Here is a 16513-nt window from a genome sequence, read left to right as displayed (position 1 = left end):
GCATCCAGCCGACTCGACATGTGTCCGATCTGACATCGCCCACACTGGGGATATGGACCCGGTCACCGCACTGCGCCAGATCGCTTACTACAAGGACCGCGCCCGTGAGGATCCGCGGCGGGTGATGGCCTATCGCAACGCCGCCGACGTCGTCGCAGCCCTGAGCGAGGAGCAACGCCAACGCCACGGCACGGCCAACACTTGGCAGACACTGCCCAGGATCGGGCCCAAGACCGCCGCGGTGATCGCGCAGGCATGGGCCGGCCGGGAGCCCGACGCGCTGGTCGAGCTCCGCGAGGGCGCGCAGGACCTCGGTGGCGGCGAGATCCGGGCGGCACTGCGCGGCGATCTGCACGTCCACTCCGACTGGTCCGACGGATCGGCGCCGATCGAGGAGATGATGGCGGCCGCCCGCGACCTCGGACACGAGTACTGCGCGCTGACCGACCATTCGCCGCGGCTCAAGATCGCCAACGGCCTGTCTGCCGAGCGCCTGCGCCGGCAACTCGACCTCATCGACGAGATCCGCGAGAAGGTCACCCCGCTGCGGATCCTGACCGGCATCGAGGTCGACATCCTCGAAGACGGCTCACTGGACCAGGAGCCGGACCTGCTCGAGCGCCTGGACGTGGTGGTGGCCAGCGTGCATTCCAAACTGGCGATGGAGACATCGGCGATGACCCGACGGATGCTCAAGGCAGTGGCCAATCCGCACACCGACGTATTGGGCCACTGCACGGGCCGGCTGGTCACCGGCGGGCGCGGGATGCGTCCGGAATCCCAGTTCGATGCCGAGAAGGTGTTCACGGCGTGCCGGGACAACGGCACCGCTGTCGAGATCAACTCCCGCCCGGAGCGTCGCGACCCGCCCACCCGGCTGTTGAACCTCGCGTTGGACATCGGGTGCGTCTTCGCCATCGACACCGATTCCCATGCGCCCGGTCAGCTGGATTTCCTCGGTTACGGCGCACAGCGCGCCGTGGACAACGGGGTGCCTGCCGAGCGGATCGTCAACACCTGGCCCGTCGAGAAGCTGCTGGCATGGACCTCTTCATGACTCAATCCGGCAGTTGCGGCATCTCCAATCCGGGGTCGCGGCCGACCAGCACCGCGCGGGTCAGCGCGGCATTGCCGTAGCGGGTCCGGATCGCGTCGACGGCTGCGTCGACTTCGCCGGCATCGGCAGCTGCGGTGAACGGAAGCTCGAGTTGGCGGGCGCCGTCGCCGGCGATGTTGCAGACCGCGAAGCCGATCAGCGTCAGGCCGCGCTGGGCCATCAGCGGTGCGGCGGCGTGCACCAACTGCCGGGCCGCGCCGAGGATCGCATCGGTCGACGCGGTGGCCTGCGGCATGGTGTGCGAGCGGGTCGCGCGACCGAAATCGTCAAAGCGCAGCCGAAGCACCACCGTGCGTCCGGACCGCCCGGCCGCGCGCATCCGGCGGGTGATCCGGTCGATCAGGTTGACCACGACCGCGTCGAGTTCAACCGCCGAGAGAGTGCTGCCGGCCCGACCCAGCGCGCGCTGGGCCCCGACCGACCGTCGCCGGCGGCCCGTGACGACGCGGCGTCGGTCGATGTTGCGTGACAACGCAAACAACTGACGGCCCATCGCCCCGCCGACCAGGGACGCCAGCGTGGCGTCACTGAGTTCGGCGACATCGGCCACGGTCTCGATCCCGTGTGCCCGCAGCCTCTCGGCGGTCTTGGCGCCCACACCCCACAGCGCACGTACCGGCAGCGGGTGCAGGAACGCGAGCTCGCGGTCCGGCGGCACCAGCAGGAGACCGTCCGGCTTGGCCTGCTGGCTGGCGACCTTGGCGAGGAACTTGGTCCGCGCGATGCCGACCGTGATCGGCAGCCCCACCCGCTTGCGCACCTGCTCGCGCAACCTCGCGCCGATCTGCACCGGGGTTCCGGATATCCGACGCAACCCCGCGACGTCGAGAAAAGCCTCGTCCACCGACAGCGGCTCCACCAGCGGGGTGGTGTCGCGGAAGACCTCGAACACCGCCGCGCTGGCCTGGGAGTACGCCCTCATCCGCGGCGGCACCACCACCGCCTGCGGACACAGCGCACGAGCCTGGCGGCCGCCCATTCCCGTGCGCACGCCGAAGGACTTGGCCTCGTAGCTGGCGGCGAGCACCACGCCGCCGCCGACGATCACCGGCCGCCCACGCAACGAGGGGTCGTCGCGCTGCTCGACCGAGGCGTAGAACGAGTCGAGGTCGGCGTGCAGGATGGCGGCCAGATCAGCATCGGACACGAACACATGTTCGCATCGGCGCCCGACAGATCAGGTGCTCTGGCCGTAAATGCTGGTCGTCCAGACGTGGACGAGATTGTCGAGCACCCGGTGATCGGGGATCGAGGGTTGATGGCCCGCGAATGCGGCGGTCATCACCGACTCGTTCATCAGGTTCAGCGCTGTGGACAACTCGATGGCGGGCACCGTCACCGGGGCCAGACCGTCGGCTCGCTCGGCCTCGATGACCGCGGCGATGTGGTCGATCCACCGCTGCATCGACCGAGACCACAGCTCGCGAGCCTCGGAGTTGGTGTTCTTGACACCGACGGTGGCCGCACAGACAGCGCGGTGGGCGCCGAAGGCCTGGACGAACACGTCGATGCCGCGCCGCCAGATCGCGCGGCGATCGGCGGGCCGGTTGGCGATCAGTTCCTCCAGTGCGGTGTCGGCCTCGGCGATCACCCGCTCCAGCAGGGTCAGCAGCACGGCATCTTTGGAGGCGAAATAGAAGTAAAACGTCGGCCGTGAGATCCCGGCGCCCTTGGCCAAGTCGTCGACCGAGATCTCAGCCAGGGAACGTTGTTCGAGGAGGCGCTCGGCGGTCTCCAGGATCGCCAGTTCACGATCGTCGCCGGAGGGGCGGGCGGCGCGTCGGCCCCGGGCGGGGCGGGCCTGGCTAGCGGCAGTCACCACAGAGACTTTACACGGTGTCGAGAATATCAACAGGGTGTTGACTGGATCGACACAGCGTTGATAGCTTGACGTCATGACCGAATTTGTCGACGTCGCCATCGTCGGGGCCGGGATCTCCGGCATCAGCGCCGCCTGGCACCTACAGCAAGCCTGCCCGGAGAAGAGCTACCTGATCCTGGAGCGCCGGGAGCAACTCGGCGGCACCTGGGACCTGTTCAGGTACCCGGGCATCCGTTCCGATTCCGACATGTACACCCTGGGTTTCCACTTCAAGCCCTGGGCCACCGACCAGGCCATCGCCGACGGGCCGTCGATCTGGAACTACCTCAACGAGGCCGCCGCCGAGAACGGCATCGACAAGCACATGCGCTTCGGCCACAAAGTGCAGTCGGCCAACTGGTCCGATGAGCACCAGCGCTGGGAGCTGACCGTGGATCACGGTGGCGAACAGATCGAGATCCACGCCGCCTTCCTGTGGGCCTGCAGCGGCTACTACAACTACGACGAGGGTTACTCGCCCGAGTTCCCCGGCATCGAGGACTTCGCCGGCACCGTGGTGCACCCGCAGCACTGGCCCGAGGACCTCGACTACCAGGGCAAGAAGGTCGTGGTGATCGGCAGCGGCGCCACCGCGATCACGCTGATCCCCGCCATGGTCGACACGGGCGCGGGCCACGTCACGATGCTGCAGCGCACGCCCACCTACGTCGGCTCGCTGCCGGACAAGGACCCTTTCGCGGCGAGGATGTTCAAGGTGCTTCCGGAGAAGGCCGCCTACGCCGCGGCGCGCTGGAAGGCCATCATGCAGGCCACCCTGCAGTACCAGACCGCGCGCGCCTTCCCGGATTTCTTCCGCAAGACGCTGCGCACCATGGCCGAACGCCGGCTGCCCGAAGGCTTCGACTACGACCGGCACTTCTCGCCGAGCTACAAACCGTGGGATCAGCGGGTCTGCCTGGCGCCAAACGGCGACATCTTCAAGGCCATCCGCAAGGGTAAGGCCGACGTGGTCACCGACACCATCGATCGCATCACCGCCGACGGTATCCAGCTGAGCTCCGGGCAGCTTCTCGAAGCCGACATCATCGTCACCGCAACGGGATTGAACGTGCAGTTCTTCGGCGGGGCCGAGGTGCGGCGCAACGGGGCTCCGGTGAATCTGGCCGACAGCGTCGCCTACAAGGGCATGATGCTCTCAGGTGTGCCCAACATGGCGTTCACCTTCGGCTACACCAACGCGTCATGGACCCTCAAGGCGGACCTGACCTCGGAGTTCGTTGCCCGGCTGCTGCGCTACATGGACGGCCACGGCTACACCACCGTGGTGCCTCGCGATCCCACAGCCGACGTCGAGCGACTCCCGTTCGTGGATCTGAGCTCGGGCTACATCCAGCGGGCCATCGACCGGCTGCCCAAGTCGGGTTCCAAGGCGCCGTGGCGACTCAAGCAGAACTACCTGCTGGACATCCAGCTGATCCGCCGAGGCAAGGTCGAAGACAAAGCGCTGCAGTTCACCAGGCACCGTGCCCCGGTGGCGACGTCAGCCTGAGATGAGCACGATCCCGTCGTCGTCGCTGTAGGCGACGTCACCGGGAGCGAACACCACGCCGCCGAACTCGACGGCGACGTTGCGCTCGCCCTCGCCGGTCTTGGTGCTCTTGCGGGGATTGCTGCCCAGGGCCTTGATGCCGATGTCGAGCGTGCGCAACGTCGCGACGTCGCGCACCGCGCCGTTGATGATCAGACCCGACCAGCCGTTGGAGCGGCCCAGCTCGGCGATCACGTCACCGACGAGCGCGGTGCGCAGCGAGCCTGCGCCGTCGATCACCAGCACGCCTCCCTCTCCGGGTTCGGACAGCACCGACTTCAGCAGCGCGTTGTCCTGGAAGCATCGCACCGTTGTCACGGGTCCGGCGAACTCGGTGCGTCCACCGTACTGACGTAACTGCAGGTCGCAGCTGCGGACGTCCGGGCCGATGTCGTCGACGAGGTCAGCGGTGGGGCGTGGAGGCACGGTCACCGGGTCATCATCTCAGTCTTCGGAGTGGCTACCTGCGCGGCGGGCGGCCCACAGGATCACCACCAGAGCCAGCAACCCGGTCACCACGGCTGCGGTCACCGGCAGACGCGATGACGACGAGTCGTCGGGTACGGCCACCGGGGCCGAGATCGGGTCGCTTGCCGTGGCGACGGTCGACTTGGCCTGTGCAGCAGCCTCTTTGGCAGCCGAGGCGACTGCATCTTCGGCGACGAGCGGGGCGCCGTGCTCGGCGGGCGGCGCTTTCTTCGGGGGCGCTTTCTTGGCCGGTGCGCTCTTGGCCGAGGACTTGGTGGCCGCGGTCTTCTTCGCCGGCGCCTTCTTGGCGGCGGTCTTCTTGACCGGGGTCTTTTTGGCCGGGGTCTTTTTCGCCGGTGCCTTCTTGGCCGGCGTCTTCTGCACCGGCGCAGCCGGCGGATCGGGCTGCGGGGTCGCGGCGTCGGGCCGTTCCTCGGGCCGATCCGGCTGCTCTGCCATGTCGTTGCTCCTTTGAGTTTCTGCACCCGGCAGTGGTGCCCATCATGCCAGGCGCCGTGTCGGCGCCTTCACCAACTCAACCCGTGACTGCCAGCGCTGCTGCCGCCGTCAGCGCCACGCACATCACCGCAAGTTCCAGGTGGGCTCGGCGCAGTGACAGCTCCGCGGTGCTGCGGTGGCCACGGGCAGCAGGCACCCAGACGGTGCGATGCCGCCAGGCCAACGCCAGCAACAGCGCGGTGCACAGTGACTTGGCCACCAGTATTCGACCGTACCCGGTGCTGAAAAGCTCACCGGCAGAGGATAATTGGGCCGACCCGGCCAGGATGCCACCGGCCAGCAAGACGATCACGCACCACAGCGACATCTGGGAAAAGCGCGGCAGTACCCGCGACCACCGACCACGATGCTCGACCGTCAGAACCAGGGCGGCCAACGCGCCGCACCACAAAGCCGCTGCCAGGGCATGCGCAGCGACCGCGACGCTGCCCACCGGATGGTGCGCCAGATGTCCGGTCAGCGAGTGCCCGACGATCCCGGCGGCGGCCGCCCCGACGGTCGCGACACCGGCAGGTGCTGTGTGCGCGCCCAGCACCGCAAGCCCGAGGACCAGCCCCGCGCAGGCCATGGTGAGCAGCGCGGCACGTCCCGGGGCGGTCAGCACCAGGTAGTCGTAGCTGGTGCGCCACCCGACCGACCACACCGTGGTGCCGGCCGCGGATGCGCTGTTGAACATTGCCCGCGCCAACTCGGCGACCAGCCACACCGCCGAGCCGACGATCATCGGCGCACCGGCACTCGCGTGCAGCTCCCGGCGGTGCCGACCGGTGTCGAGCAGCGGCACGACGGACAACCCCAGGGTTACCACTGCCGCGACGACAGCCACCGCGCGTACTGCCGTCGTGCCCAGCGACACATCGGGATGACCAAGGGCCCAGACCAGCACACCGGAGACCGCGGTGATCAGCAGCGCGCCGGCCAGCGTTCGGCGCCGCGTCACCGCTGGCGCCGCACCGCCCACGCAGCGCCGAGTGTGATCACCACCGCCGCAGCCAGCAGGAATGGCCAGCCGGGAATTCCGCCACCGGATTCGTCCTCGACCGGCGGTGCATCGGGCAGCGGCGGCGACGCTACCGGCTCACCCTGCGCGGGTGGGGCCCCGGCCAGCGCCCGGAACGACCACGAGCCGGTGACCACGTGGCCGTCGGCAGAGGTGGCGCGGTAGTTGACCGTGTAGTCACCCGCCGGCGCGCCCGCCCGGACGCCGATGCTGATCACCGCGTCGTCGACCTGGGGTTGCCCGTCCTCCCACTGAACGCTGTCGGGTCCGATCACGGTCATCGCCGCGAACTGCGGTTGCATGGTTTCGTTGAACGTCGCGGCCACCCGCGCCGGCGGGGCGGCCAATTCACTGTCGGCGACAGGATCGGTACTGATCAGCGTGGCATGCGCCCGCGCAGCCGGAGCCTGAGCACCGGCGCCCACCAGCACAGAGGCCGCCAGTAGCGCGGTCGCCATCACCCGCAGAACGGTCATGATCAGGCCACCCCGAGCCGAGCCATCAGGTCGGCGTCGATTCCGTCGAGCTGCTCGGAGATGGCGGCGTGGGCGGCCCGACGGCGTGCCGAGGGCATGTTCTCCGCGGCGGTGACCGCTGCGGCCAGCTCGCCGAGCCGTTCGTTGATCGCGGTGACGAACTGACGTGTCTCGCTGTCCTTGGGCTTCTTGTCCGACAGCAACCGCAGCGAGTGCTCGGCGCCGGCAATGCGCGCGGACAGGCCGGCGCCGTGACCGGAGAACTGCCCCAACTGGCTCAACGGGACACCCAGTTTGTCCGCCCGGCGCTCGTCGAGCAGTCCCCGCGCCGCGATCGACGCCCGGTACACGAGTGGCACCGCTATGGGTGCCAGCAGGCGGCTCACCGTCAGCACGCGACGAATCCGGGTCGGTGAGAGCAGCTTTCCTTCCTGGGCGGCCTTGAGCTGGGTCTGCGCTACCCGCAACGCGGCGCGGTCGCTGTCACGCTGAGCCTTGAGCTGTGCGGCCAGCGCCCGCGACTGGGCCTTCTGCTCGGCCTTGTACCGGCGAGCCTCGTTCTTGGCCGACAAGCGGGCTTCGAGCTTCGCCTTCGCTTTGAGGGCGCGTGCCTCCGCCTTGCGGGTAGCGCGGGACTTGCGTCGTTTGAACAGACTCATCCCAGCAGCCTTCCGGTCGGTCGTTTCACCGTCCCCGCCGCCGATCCGGGGGGACGCAGCCAACATTATCGTTCGTCCCGAGGGCCGGACGCGCTCGCCCGTACCCGGCTTCTGATTGACCTTCCTCAGCAAAATGGCCTGTGCGAGAATCGGTCGATAGACCGCTTGTGTAGAGCCGTACCTCCGGAAGGGCGGTGAGGACGTGGCTTTCCGAGCGCGCATCGCCGCGGTGGCCCTACTCGCAGTGTGCACGCTGGGGGGTCTGGCCTGCGGCACGGCCGGCGCCGACCCCGGTGCGGTCTCGGACCGGGGCAGTACCCGCGATACCGGGGATATCAGGGATACCAGGGACGGCAGGGACGCCACTGCCGACCGCCGAACTGCCGCGCGGGCTGCGGACGCGAAACCCGAGGAGCCTCGTCGGCCCCGCTGCAAACGCCGCGACCAGGAATGCGGGCTCGGGATCCCGCCCGACGACGCAGATGTTCCCGAAGCGCCGTCGGGCAGCAGCGACGGTATCGGGCTGCCCGGCGGGTTGCCGCGCCTGCCGTTCCCGGGTGCGCCGCAGTTCCCGCCGCCACTGGCCGAACCGGTCAGCCCTGAGATCATCGACACCGTCCCGGGCATCAGCCTCCCGATGAACTCCCACGTCAGCGCCCCGGTCAACGTCCCGGTCCTGCCCGTCGTGCCGGGCGTCGCCGCGCCGCGGCCGGCCGGAACCGCCGGTGGCGCAGCTCGCCCGCAGACACCGCCTGCCCGGCCCGCCACCCGGGAACCTGCCCGTGCCCCGGAGCCGGTCACGGCACTGGGCAGCAGCCCGGTTTCACCGCCGCCGACCTACCGCGTCGGATACCCGGAGTACCTGCGTGGGGCGGGTCTGCCGCAGATCGCAGCAGTTGCCCTACCCGGAGTGGCCGGGATACTGGTGCTCACCGGCGCGGGCGGTCTGGTTGGATACCGCCAGGCCAAGGCGGGCCGCACGATTGCCGTCCGGAGCGTGACGCGATTCATGAACTGACCAAACCGCCGGTCCGGGGCATCCGGGCGGCGGATAGTGGGATCCGAGGAAGGGGGTTTGATGCCTGCGAGCCGGTGCGTGACCCGCGCGGTGAGTGAGGTGCTCGACCTGGCCCCGCGGCACGGAGAGATCACCCTGCCGCGCCTGGTCGAGGCGGTCAGCGAGAATCGCGGGCGGCCCATCGAGATCACCACTGCCGAACTTCCGCCCGGGGTGTGCGGGCAATGGCGCCAGTACTGCGACCGTGATGTCTTCCTCATCCAGGAGGGGCTTCCGGCCTGGGACCGCACGCTGGCTCACGAACTTGGCCACCTGGTGCTGGGCCATGAAGGCATATCGGTGGCACAGGCCGCGCGGGAGAACACCGAGGTGGCCACCTCCGAACTGATCGGCTACATGCTCAACCAGCGCACCGGATGCATGGGCCCGAGCGGCGAGGACCTCGAGCAGGAGGCCGAGGACTTCGCGGCACTGCTCATCTACCGGCTGGGACGGTTGCCCTCCGATCGATCCTCGATCGTGCAGGTGCGGCTGGGAGAGGCGTTTGGTTGATCGTCTGGGTCATTGCCGGGCTGCTCGGGCTGGCCACCGGCCTGCGCATCGGGTGGGCACTGGTCAACAAGCAATCGGTGGTGAGCACCGCGATGATCCTGGCGTTGGGCAGCCTGGGGGTCGTCGCCGCGCTGAACTGGCAGCCGTTGACGCTGCTCATCGACACCACCCTGGGCTGGCCGAACATTTCGATGGCGCTCAGCCAGGTGGCGCTGATCGGCTGCGCGGCCGGCAGCTGCGTCATGATCACCACCGTCTCGTCGGTGCGCAGCCCGGCTGCGGCCCGCAAGATCGCGATCGTCCAGTACAGCGTCGCGGCGGTGATCGCGGTGGCGAGCCTGGCGGTGTTCCTGTCCGCCGGTCGGCAGGCCGTGATGTCGCCCCAGGAGTACTTGCAGCAGAACTTCGGTTCTGACGCCATCTCGTTGTCCTGGTTGTTGCCGCTGCTCTACGTCCTGCTGGCGTTGAGCCTGGTGGTATGGGCGGGTCTGCGGCACTCCAATCGGACGCGGCGCGGCCGGGCCCTGTTCGTCTTCACCATCGGCATCGTGCTGATCGTCCTGGCACTTGCGTTTCTCGCGCTGCGCGCTGTGGGCACCGGCGCCACCATGCTGGGCATCGCGATGCTGATCGTGGCCGCTGGCTCGCTGCTGCCCAGCCTGGAGGACTGGTTCGGCGCGCGGCGGGAACTGCGCGCGATCCAGCCGCTGCTCGACGAGCTGGGCCGCCGACACCCCGACGTCGGCATCGGGGTGCGCCCGCGCGGACCGCTGGTGTTCCGGGTGGCCGAGCGCATGTCGCTGATCTCCGATGCGCTGTATCTGGAGGCCACCGCCGCCGCCTCAGCGAAGCACCTGGCAGACGACGAATCGGCCGACGAGCCGGTGCACCAGCCACCGACCGCCCAGCGTGCAGAACACCCAGACGTGCCGCCCCCGGTGCAGGCCGCCGCCATCGCCGGGTGGATACACCAGGGGCGCGACGGGGACGACGAACAGCGTCATCGCACGTTCCCCGGCCTGACCTGGCTGCGCCAACCGCCCAGCTACTCCGACCGCGAGTGGATCCTGGAGATCGCCCGTCAGTACCGCGAACTCGACAAACGCAAAGCCCGATCGGGTGGTGCGACGGCGTCGCGTTCGCCGATGCCGCAGCGCGGGTGAACCGAGCTAATCGAGATTCTCGCGCCGACGCAGCTCGTCGACCTTCTCCACGATGTCCTGCTTGGCTTCCTGGGACAGACCGACGGTACGTGCGGCAATGCGGCGCACGCCCTCGTCACGCATCCCCGCCAGCAGCGTCAGCTCCTTGTCGAGCTTCTCGTAGTACTCGTCGTCGGTGAAGTACGCCGGTTTGATGCGGAAGAAGTTGGCAAGCGCGGCCATCGTCGCCATCGACGGGTTGGTCCGGTTGCCGGAACGCAGCTGCGACAGGTACGGCGCGGACATCGTGACGCCCTCCGACTTCAACGCTGCGATCACTTCGGCAGACGTGTGCGGGCCACGTCCGGGCGGGTAGACGGTGTCGAACAAGCGGTTCAGGCGAGCGGCAAACGTGTTGCTCATGGGATTGACCTCCACGTGAAAGCGAGCGGGTACTAAAGGCGGCATATTTGCTGATTATCGTAGCGACAGTTAGGTCGACAACCAAGTGCAAACCATGGAAATGTTCCTCCGGTCTACGCTGGGCGACGCCGCTGCTGGGTTAACGACGTCGGTGACCACACCGCACATCCTCGATGCGAGGTGCAGGTAGGCAAATTCTAACGGTTCCGTAGGTTACATGGTCGCGCTAGTTGGTCGCAGTCCGGCCGAGCGGGCGTGGCCGATCCGTCCGGCAATCCCGGGTAACGACCAAAGTGCCCGCCTGATAATTTGCTGAGAGGCCGATCCGGTCTTGTCCCGAAGGGGCCGTTGAGCAGGCTTTGAGCGATGTCGCGCGGCAAACTCCCGGTCTGCGTAGGCCGTGCGCAGGCGGTGAAACTGTCAGTAGCCAGTGGCGGACCGGCGGGTGTCCGAACTCTCACCGATCGGTGTGGCATTATGCCGACCCCTCCGCCAGGCCACGACCGCGACGACGACAGCGGCCAGTGCGGTGCCACCGGTGACGGCGACCGCGACCCACGGCAATCCCAGCGCACCGTCGAAGAGCAGGAATAACCCGAACAGCAGGAACAGCACGCTGGCCAGTGCATGCAGGAACCGCTCAGGCAGACGTTTGTGCAGCAGCACGCCCGCCGCGATCGCGACGCCGTCGGCGAGGACCATCCCGATCGTGGCACCGATCCAAACCCCCAGCCAATGGCGGTCACTGGCCAGCGCGACGGTGGCAAGCATCGTCTTGTCGCCGAGCTCGGCCAGGACGAAGGACGAGACGATCGCGAAGATGACAAAGCGTGGTTCGGCGATGCGGGGCTCATCCTCGGGGTCGTCGTTGCGCCCTTCCCGCCACGTCCACACTGCGAAGAGCAGGAACGCGATGGCGGCGGCGAACGCGATGGGCTGCTGGGGTAGTGCCATCCCCAGGAAGTGCCCGATGGCCACCGACAGCCCGTGGACGAGCATCGCCGCGATGCCGACACCGGAGAGCACCACCCACCACCGATGGCGCAGCGAGTACGTCATGGTGATCAGCTGAGATTTGTCGCCGAGTTCGGCGACGAAGACGACGGCGAGGCTGACCAGAATGGCAGAGAGCACGGCACGACCTTTCGACAGTCCGCCTACCGGGCCTCAGGCCCGCCAGGCGTCGGTCGAAGGTCTCGCCCACCACCGGGGGTGGTTCGCCGGCCGGGCTCACGCCAGTATGTCGACTCGACGATTGGGGGCTACTCCCCTTCGCTTACGTAGCCGAGGCTAACCAATCCGGCGTGAGATTGCCAGTGGGCGAGGTGATTTCGGGTGCCCGAATAAACGATTCGGGCGCCCGGATCACGTGGTTCGAAAGGCCTTATGCAGCAAGCAGCATCGCCAGTATGGCGGTGTCGGGGTGGCTGATCGGGTCGACGCCGACCCGGCTGACCATCGAGGTCACGGTGCCGTCGGCCTCGGCCTCCACCCACGCCGCACGGTGTTCCAGTCCAAGGTGGGGCAATCCCGGCAGCAGTACACAGCCCGACGCCGCACCAGTGCATTCGGGAAGCGACGGTGTCGTCTCCGACGGCGGGTGCAGCATCAACAGCGCCGGCGGTTGGCACTCGGCGAAATGGCCAGGCGGCACCGCGGATTCACCGACCACCGGTCCTTCGGCGAGCACCAGTCCGACGGTACCCGGCTCGGGGTCGTCCGGGAGTTCTTCGCGTGCACCGAAAATCGTTGTGGTGGAGAGCAGCCCGGGCAGTGATGCGACGCGCACCGCGACCATGAGCAGCTGTGCCCACTCCTTGGTGGAATCCGGCCAGCGTCCGGAGAGCACGAATCCCTTGAGGGATCCTCGCGAATGGAATGGGGCGATACCGATCGCCCGACTGGACTCGAAATCCACTCTCGCCTCCCGGGATCATGTGGCGCTCATGCCCGACACGACTATGGGTCGATGCGCTCAGGATGCGGTAGGTCCCCGCTGGCACGCAAGTGGAGTTGAGTGCTAACGCAACAAAAACCCGGCTCGGTCGTGAGACCGAGCCGGGTTTGGGACGGGTGGGAGGACCTCAGGCAGGCGGGTAGACGCCCATCTGCTTGCCCTTGTCGGTCTGCCAGAAGATATCGGCGATCTGATCGATGATCTTGATGACATTCTCGGCGACGGCGGGGTCGAGCGACTTCTTGATGTCGCCGGCGCCCTTGACGCCTTCCCAGAACAGCTGGTGCAAGTTGGGGAACTGCTCGAAGTGCTCCGGGGTGAAGAAGTCGGCCCACAGCACGGTCAGGTGGTGCTTGACCTCTCCGGCCTGACGCTCCTTGATGATGATGGCGCGGGTCTTGAAATGCTCGTCGTCGGACTCGTGGTACTTCTTGATGGTTTTCAGGCAGGACAGCGCTTCGATCTTGGCCTGCGCGGGATCGTAGACACCGCAGAACAAGTCGCAGTGGGCGTGGGCGGGGGTCGCGTTGTTGAACAGTCGATGCAGCATGTCCCTAACTTACCCTTAGCCGATGCGGTGGCACCATGGGCTCCGATCGCGATGGCCGCTGCGCAGATTCGTCGTCGTCGAGGACTCCATGGGGCCGGCGCTGCGACCCGGGGACGGATTGCTGGCTGTGCGCTCTGGTGACGTCAGGCCCGGTCAGGTGCGGGTTTTCCGCGACCCGCGGGGACGTGCGATGTATCTGGTGAAGCGGGTCGGCGCGGTTCGGGTGACCGAGGCCGCGTCGATGTTCGAGGCGCGATCAGATAATCAGGCGGCGCTCGGTGCCACTGATTCGCGGCATTTCGGATGGGTGCCGGCCGCCGAGTCCTACCGGGTGGTGCTGGCGGTCCGCGGATGGCGCATCAGCGTCTTGCGACCCGACGGAGTGTGACCGGTCGGATCAGAACAGTACGAGCAGGGCCAGGACGCCCAGCAGCACGATGGCGATCACCCCGGCACGCAACAACGCCATCAACTGGCTGCGGGTGTAGGCGCGCGAGGAGGACTGCCACTCCGAAGGGGGGAAAGCAGACCCCGAACCCATCGACGACGACATCAAAAGCTCCTCACCTGCACGCTTACTCTCTCCCCCGGTTCCTGATTCAGTGAGATCAGTCACACACGACCCCTGTGACGCCGATCATAACCCTATTTGTTCGCTGCGGGAAAATCAGGCTAGGACCGCCAGCCCCGACAGCACATTTGGTTAGCCTATCGAGCAATTTCGCTCGGCCTGTTGGCGAGCTGTGAAAACACGGAGCGCCGCGGTTTGTCGTTATCCACAACGGTGCGGAGCTGAGGCCGGGCTGACCGGCCTCGGTGGGCGTGGGCGGCCCGAATTGCCTGTGGATGAACCTGTGGAAACTGTGGATAGGTTGGTGCCGGCGCCGCAATTGCTGCCGCGAATTGTGGCCCCGGTCACGTCGGCGTGTCAGCATGAGGCCTATGGACGGGCCAGACGATGCCGGTGTACGGCAGGCAGAGATCGGTGAGGTGCCGACGACGTTCGACGCGTCGGTGGTGTTGCTGGACGTCCGGGAGGACGACGAGTGGCAGCGCGGCCATGTGCCGGGCGCCCGGCACATCCCGATGGGCGACATCCCGGCCCGCCTCGACGAGATCGATCGTGAAGCCCAGCTGTTCGTGGTCTGCCACGTTGGTGGCCGCTCCTACCGGGTGGCCCAATACCTGGCCCAGCGCGGTTTCGAGCCGGTCAACGTCACCGGCGGCATGTTGGCGTGGATGGGCGCCGGTCGCGCGGTGGTCACCGACAGCGGTGCGGTGGGCTCGGTCTGACCGGTCCCCGCCGGGCGCAGTCGCTCTATCCTGGTGCGATGATCCAAGTGTGTTCCCAGTGTGGGACGCGGTGGAATGTGCGCGACCGGCAGCGGGTGTGGTGCCCACGCTGTCGCGGCGCCCTGCTGGCGCCCTCGGGTCCCGCACCGACCGCGGGCTGGGGACGACCGGCGCAGCCCGCCGGTGCCCGCACCGACAGCCGTCCCGCGCCGTCGTTGCCTGCCGGTCTTCGTTGGGTGGCGGTGCGCCCCGGCGCCCCGCCGCCACCGCGCCGTCGGCGTCGTGACCTCGGCCCCACGCCGCGCTATTCGGCCATCCCGCGCTGGGGCCTCGTCGAGCACTTCGACGAGCCGGCGAGCCGGGAACCGGTGCGCACCGGCCCGTCGGCCACTGCTGTCCGGATGACCATCGTGACCGCCATGGCGGTGCTCGGCGCCGCGGCGTTTGTGCACCTGGTGCGCTACATCCTGCTCATCGTCAACCGCTCGGTACTGCTCAACCCGTGGGTGGCCGGAGCGGCGACCTGGGGCGGTGTGGCCGTCAGTGTCATTGCGGGCTTCATGATCGTGGCCAGTGCGGTGGTGCTGACGAACTGGCTGATCGCCCGGCGGGCCGCGGCCTTCGCGCACCTTGGTCAGCAGGACCCGCGGCCGGTGTGGGCGCTGCGTGCCGGTTGCCTGATCCCGGTGGTGAACCTGGCGTGGGCGCCGGTGTACGTGATCGAACTCGCCGACGCCGAGTCGCGCCAGAGGTGGCTGCGCGGTCCGATCGTGGCGTGGTGGCTGGTGTGGGTGGCCAGCACTGTGGTGTCGGTCTTCTCGATCGCCACCAGTTTCACCACCGACCCCCAGGGGATTGCCGATAACACGGTGGCCTCGATCGTGGCCTATCTGTTCGGTTTGGCGGCGCTGTTGCTGGCGCTGCAGGTGCTCCTGGGCTTCGAGCGTCAGCCGGTGGAACGGCCGTCGAAGCGCTGGGTGCCTGTGGCGGTGCGACCGGACGATCAGCGGTCGGTAGAACCTGCAGCTGAGACGACCGACGACGGCCGAGCGGTTGAAGCGCGGGACCGGAACCCGGCAGCATAGGCCTATGAGTTCTGCCCCGGCCGGCGGCGGCCACCCGTTCGTGGTGGCCCACCGCGGCGCCTCGGCAGATCTTCCCGAACACACCCGGGCGGCCTATGAGCGGGCGCTGGAAGAAGGCGCAGACGGGGTGGAGTGCGACGTACGGCTGACCCGTGACGGGCACCTGGTCTGCGTCCATGATCGCCGGCTCGACCGCACGTCCAACGGCACCGGGTTGGTCAGCGACATGACGCTGGATCAGCTGCGGGAGCTCGACTACGGCGCCTGGCATCCGAGTTGGCGCGCTGATGGCAGCCACGGTGACACCGGCTTGTTGACCCTTGATGAGCTGGTGGAGTTGGTGCTCGACTGGAACCGTCCGGTCAAACTCTTCATCGAAACCAAGCATCCGGTCCGCTATGGCGCGCTGGTGGAGACCAAAGTATTGGCCCTGCTGCAGCGTTACGGCATCGCGGCGCCGTTGTCGGCGGACCTGTCCCGGGCAGTGGTGATGTCGTTCTCGGCCGCAGCGGTCTGGCGGATCAGGCGCGCCGCGCCGATGCTGCCGACGGTTCTGCTCGGTGAAACGTCACGCTATGTGGGCGGCAGCGCAGCCACCACCGTCGGGGCCACGGCGGTGGGACCGTCGATCGCGACGCTGCGGGAACATCCCGAGCTGGTGGACCGCGCCGCAGCTCAGGGACGTGCGCTGTATTGCTGGACGGTCGATCACTACGAGGATGTGCAGTACTGCCGCGATCTGGGAGTGGGCTGGATCGCGACGAACCATCCGGGGCGGACGAAGGCCTGGCTCCAAGACGGGTTGACCTGCGCCGGCCGGGACTGAACCCGACCGGCCCCGATC

21 protein-coding genes are annotated in these 16513 nt (G+C 67.9%); 9 read left to right on the top strand and 12 right to left on the bottom strand.

Annotation, left to right across the window (positions count from 1 at the left end):
• Positions 1-52: 52 nt before the first annotated feature.
• A complete protein-coding gene (locus KXD98_RS25140; RefSeq protein WP_260761007.1) occupies positions 53-1057 on the top strand; it encodes a PHP domain-containing protein in 1005 nt (334 codons plus the stop codon).
• 1 nt (position 1058) lies between these two features.
• On the opposite strand, the gene dinB is transcribed toward KXD98_RS25140, so the two are convergent.
• Both dinB and KXD98_RS25130 read right to left on the bottom strand, forming a co-directional pair.
• A complete protein-coding gene (dinB, locus tag KXD98_RS25135; RefSeq protein WP_260761006.1) occupies positions 1059-2270 on the bottom strand; it encodes a DNA polymerase IV in 1212 nt (403 codons plus the stop codon).
• A 24-nt stretch (positions 2271-2294) separates the two neighbouring features.
• Positions 2295-2936: a TetR/AcrR family transcriptional regulator gene (locus tag KXD98_RS25130; protein ID WP_260761005.1), complete on the bottom strand. Its 642-nt coding sequence runs from the start codon at positions 2934-2936 to the stop codon at positions 2295-2297.
• Between the two features lie 76 nt (positions 2937-3012).
• On the opposite strand from KXD98_RS25130, the gene KXD98_RS25125 reads away from it, so the two are divergent.
• Positions 3013-4488, top strand: a complete 1476-nt coding sequence (locus tag KXD98_RS25125) for an NAD(P)/FAD-dependent oxidoreductase (RefSeq protein ID WP_260761004.1) — start codon at positions 3013-3015, stop codon at positions 4486-4488.
• On the opposite strand, the gene rraA is transcribed toward KXD98_RS25125, so the two are convergent.
• The 5 genes from rraA to KXD98_RS25100 all read right to left on the bottom strand — a co-directional run bounded on the left by rraA (position 4480) and on the right by KXD98_RS25100 (position 7649).
• Positions 4480-4959 carry a ribonuclease E activity regulator RraA gene (rraA, locus tag KXD98_RS25120; protein ID WP_260761003.1) on the bottom strand — a complete coding sequence of 160 codons (480 nt, stop codon included), beginning with the start codon at positions 4957-4959 and terminating at the stop codon, positions 4480-4482. The genes KXD98_RS25125 and rraA overlap by 9 nt on opposite strands.
• A 12-nt stretch (positions 4960-4971) precedes the next feature.
• Entirely contained in the window at positions 4972-5454 is a 483-nt protein-coding gene (locus KXD98_RS25115; protein WP_260761002.1) for a hypothetical protein, read from the bottom strand.
• A gap of 76 nt (positions 5455-5530) precedes the next feature.
• Entirely contained in the window at positions 5531-6454 is a 924-nt protein-coding gene (locus KXD98_RS25110) for a CopD family protein (protein ID WP_260761001.1), read from the bottom strand.
• Complete coding sequence (locus KXD98_RS25105) at positions 6451-6990, bottom strand: copper resistance CopC family protein (RefSeq protein WP_260761000.1); 540 nt, start codon at positions 6988-6990, stop codon at positions 6451-6453. The genes KXD98_RS25110 and KXD98_RS25105 overlap by 4 nt, the downstream gene beginning before the upstream one ends.
• 2 nt (positions 6991-6992) lie before the next feature.
• Positions 6993-7649: a DUF6474 family protein gene (locus KXD98_RS25100; protein WP_260760999.1), complete on the bottom strand. Its 657-nt coding sequence runs from the start codon at positions 7647-7649 to the stop codon at positions 6993-6995.
• A 202-nt stretch (positions 7650-7851) separates the two neighbouring features.
• On the opposite strand from KXD98_RS25100, the gene KXD98_RS25095 reads away from it, so the two are divergent.
• Genes KXD98_RS25095 through KXD98_RS25085 form a run of 3 tightly spaced genes read left to right on the top strand, consistent with a single transcriptional unit; the run spans position 7852 to position 10382 of the window.
• Positions 7852-8667, top strand: coding sequence for a hypothetical protein (locus tag KXD98_RS25095; protein WP_260760998.1), 816 nt, complete (start codon positions 7852-7854; stop codon positions 8665-8667).
• Between the two features lie 60 nt (positions 8668-8727).
• Positions 8728-9219 carry an ImmA/IrrE family metallo-endopeptidase gene (locus KXD98_RS25090; RefSeq protein ID WP_260760997.1) on the top strand — a complete coding sequence of 164 codons (492 nt, stop codon included), beginning with the start codon at positions 8728-8730 and terminating at the stop codon, positions 9217-9219.
• Positions 9216-10382, top strand: a complete 1167-nt coding sequence (locus KXD98_RS25085) for a hypothetical protein (protein ID WP_260760996.1) — start codon at positions 9216-9218, stop codon at positions 10380-10382. Before KXD98_RS25090 ends, KXD98_RS25085 begins: the two co-directional genes overlap by 4 nt.
• Before the next feature lie 6 nt (positions 10383-10388).
• On the opposite strand, the gene KXD98_RS25080 is transcribed toward KXD98_RS25085, so the two are convergent.
• The 4 genes from KXD98_RS25080 to sodN form a co-directional block, all read right to left on the bottom strand.
• Positions 10389-10784 (bottom strand): transcriptional regulator, encoded by a 396-nt coding sequence (locus tag KXD98_RS25080; protein ID WP_260760995.1) that lies wholly within the window; start codon positions 10782-10784, stop codon positions 10389-10391.
• A gap of 420 nt (positions 10785-11204) precedes the next feature.
• The gene (locus tag KXD98_RS25075) at positions 11205-11918 is read right to left on the bottom strand and encodes a TMEM165/GDT1 family protein (RefSeq protein WP_260760994.1); all 714 of its coding nucleotides are present in this window, start codon (positions 11916-11918) and stop codon (positions 11205-11207) included.
• A gap of 250 nt (positions 11919-12168) precedes the next feature.
• Complete coding sequence (locus tag KXD98_RS25070; protein ID WP_260760993.1) at positions 12169-12702, bottom strand: peptidase; 534 nt, start codon at positions 12700-12702, stop codon at positions 12169-12171.
• A 166-nt stretch (positions 12703-12868) separates the two neighbouring features.
• Positions 12869-13291, bottom strand: coding sequence for a superoxide dismutase, Ni (gene sodN, locus KXD98_RS25065; protein WP_260760992.1), 423 nt, complete (start codon positions 13289-13291; stop codon positions 12869-12871).
• Positions 13292-13313: 22 nt separating this feature from the next.
• On the opposite strand from sodN, the gene KXD98_RS25060 reads away from it, so the two are divergent.
• Complete coding sequence (locus KXD98_RS25060) at positions 13314-13679, top strand: S26 family signal peptidase (RefSeq protein WP_313901256.1); 366 nt, start codon at positions 13314-13316, stop codon at positions 13677-13679.
• A 9-nt stretch (positions 13680-13688) separates the two neighbouring features.
• Here the strand turns inward: KXD98_RS25060 and KXD98_RS25055 are convergent, their stop codons facing one another.
• The gene (locus KXD98_RS25055; protein ID WP_260765508.1) at positions 13689-13844 is read right to left on the bottom strand and encodes a hypothetical protein; all 156 of its coding nucleotides are present in this window, start codon (positions 13842-13844) and stop codon (positions 13689-13691) included.
• Positions 13845-14233: 389 nt separating this feature from the next.
• Here KXD98_RS25055 and KXD98_RS25050 point away from each other — a divergent pair, with 389 nt between their 5' ends.
• The 3 genes from KXD98_RS25050 to KXD98_RS25040 are packed head-to-tail and all read left to right on the top strand — an operon-like array spanning position 14234 to position 16495.
• The gene (locus tag KXD98_RS25050; protein WP_260760991.1) at positions 14234-14584 is read left to right on the top strand and encodes a rhodanese-like domain-containing protein; all 351 of its coding nucleotides are present in this window, start codon (positions 14234-14236) and stop codon (positions 14582-14584) included.
• Positions 14585-14622: 38 nt separating this feature from the next.
• Entirely contained in the window at positions 14623-15669 is a 1047-nt protein-coding gene (locus KXD98_RS25045; protein ID WP_260760990.1) for a DUF4328 domain-containing protein, read from the top strand.
• Positions 15670-15673: 4 nt separating this feature from the next.
• Positions 15674-16495 carry a glycerophosphodiester phosphodiesterase gene (locus KXD98_RS25040; protein WP_260760989.1) on the top strand — a complete coding sequence of 274 codons (822 nt, stop codon included), beginning with the start codon at positions 15674-15676 and terminating at the stop codon, positions 16493-16495.
• Positions 16496-16513 lie beyond the last annotated feature (18 nt).

Origin of the sequence: Mycobacterium sp. SMC-4 (assembly GCF_025263265.1) — a bacterium.
Taxonomy (GTDB): Bacteria; Actinomycetota; Actinomycetes; order Mycobacteriales; family Mycobacteriaceae; genus Mycobacterium.
This window is presented reverse-complemented; position numbering and strand designations above follow the sequence as displayed.

Coding starts and splice junctions, on each gene's coding strand:
- KXD98_RS25140 (WP_260761007.1), top strand. CDS start 53: ATGGACCCGGTCACCGCACTGCGCCAGATCGCTTACTACAAGGACCGC.
- KXD98_RS25125 (WP_260761004.1), top strand. CDS start 3,013: ATGACCGAATTTGTCGACGTCGCCATCGTCGGGGCCGGGATCTCCGGC.
- KXD98_RS25115 (WP_260761002.1), bottom strand. CDS start 5,454: ATGGCAGAGCAGCCGGATCGGCCCGAGGAACGGCCCGACGCCGCGACC.
- KXD98_RS25105 (WP_260761000.1), bottom strand. CDS start 6,990: ATGACCGTTCTGCGGGTGATGGCGACCGCGCTACTGGCGGCCTCTGTG.
- KXD98_RS25100 (WP_260760999.1), bottom strand. CDS start 7,649: ATGAGTCTGTTCAAACGACGCAAGTCCCGCGCTACCCGCAAGGCGGAG.
- KXD98_RS25090 (WP_260760997.1), top strand. CDS start 8,728: ATGCCTGCGAGCCGGTGCGTGACCCGCGCGGTGAGTGAGGTGCTCGAC.
- KXD98_RS25080 (WP_260760995.1), bottom strand. CDS start 10,784: ATGAGCAACACGTTTGCCGCTCGCCTGAACCGCTTGTTCGACACCGTC.
- sodN (WP_260760992.1), bottom strand. CDS start 13,291: ATGCTGCATCGACTGTTCAACAACGCGACCCCCGCCCACGCCCACTGC.
- KXD98_RS25060 (WP_313901256.1), top strand. CDS start 13,314: ATGCGGTGGCACCATGGGCTCCGATCGCGATGGCCGCTGCGCAGATTC.
- KXD98_RS25055 (WP_260765508.1), bottom strand. CDS start 13,844: ATGTCGTCGTCGATGGGTTCGGGGTCTGCTTTCCCCCCTTCGGAGTGG.
- KXD98_RS25050 (WP_260760991.1), top strand. CDS start 14,234: ATGGACGGGCCAGACGATGCCGGTGTACGGCAGGCAGAGATCGGTGAG.
- KXD98_RS25045 (WP_260760990.1), top strand. CDS start 14,623: ATGATCCAAGTGTGTTCCCAGTGTGGGACGCGGTGGAATGTGCGCGAC.
- KXD98_RS25040 (WP_260760989.1), top strand. CDS start 15,674: ATGAGTTCTGCCCCGGCCGGCGGCGGCCACCCGTTCGTGGTGGCCCAC.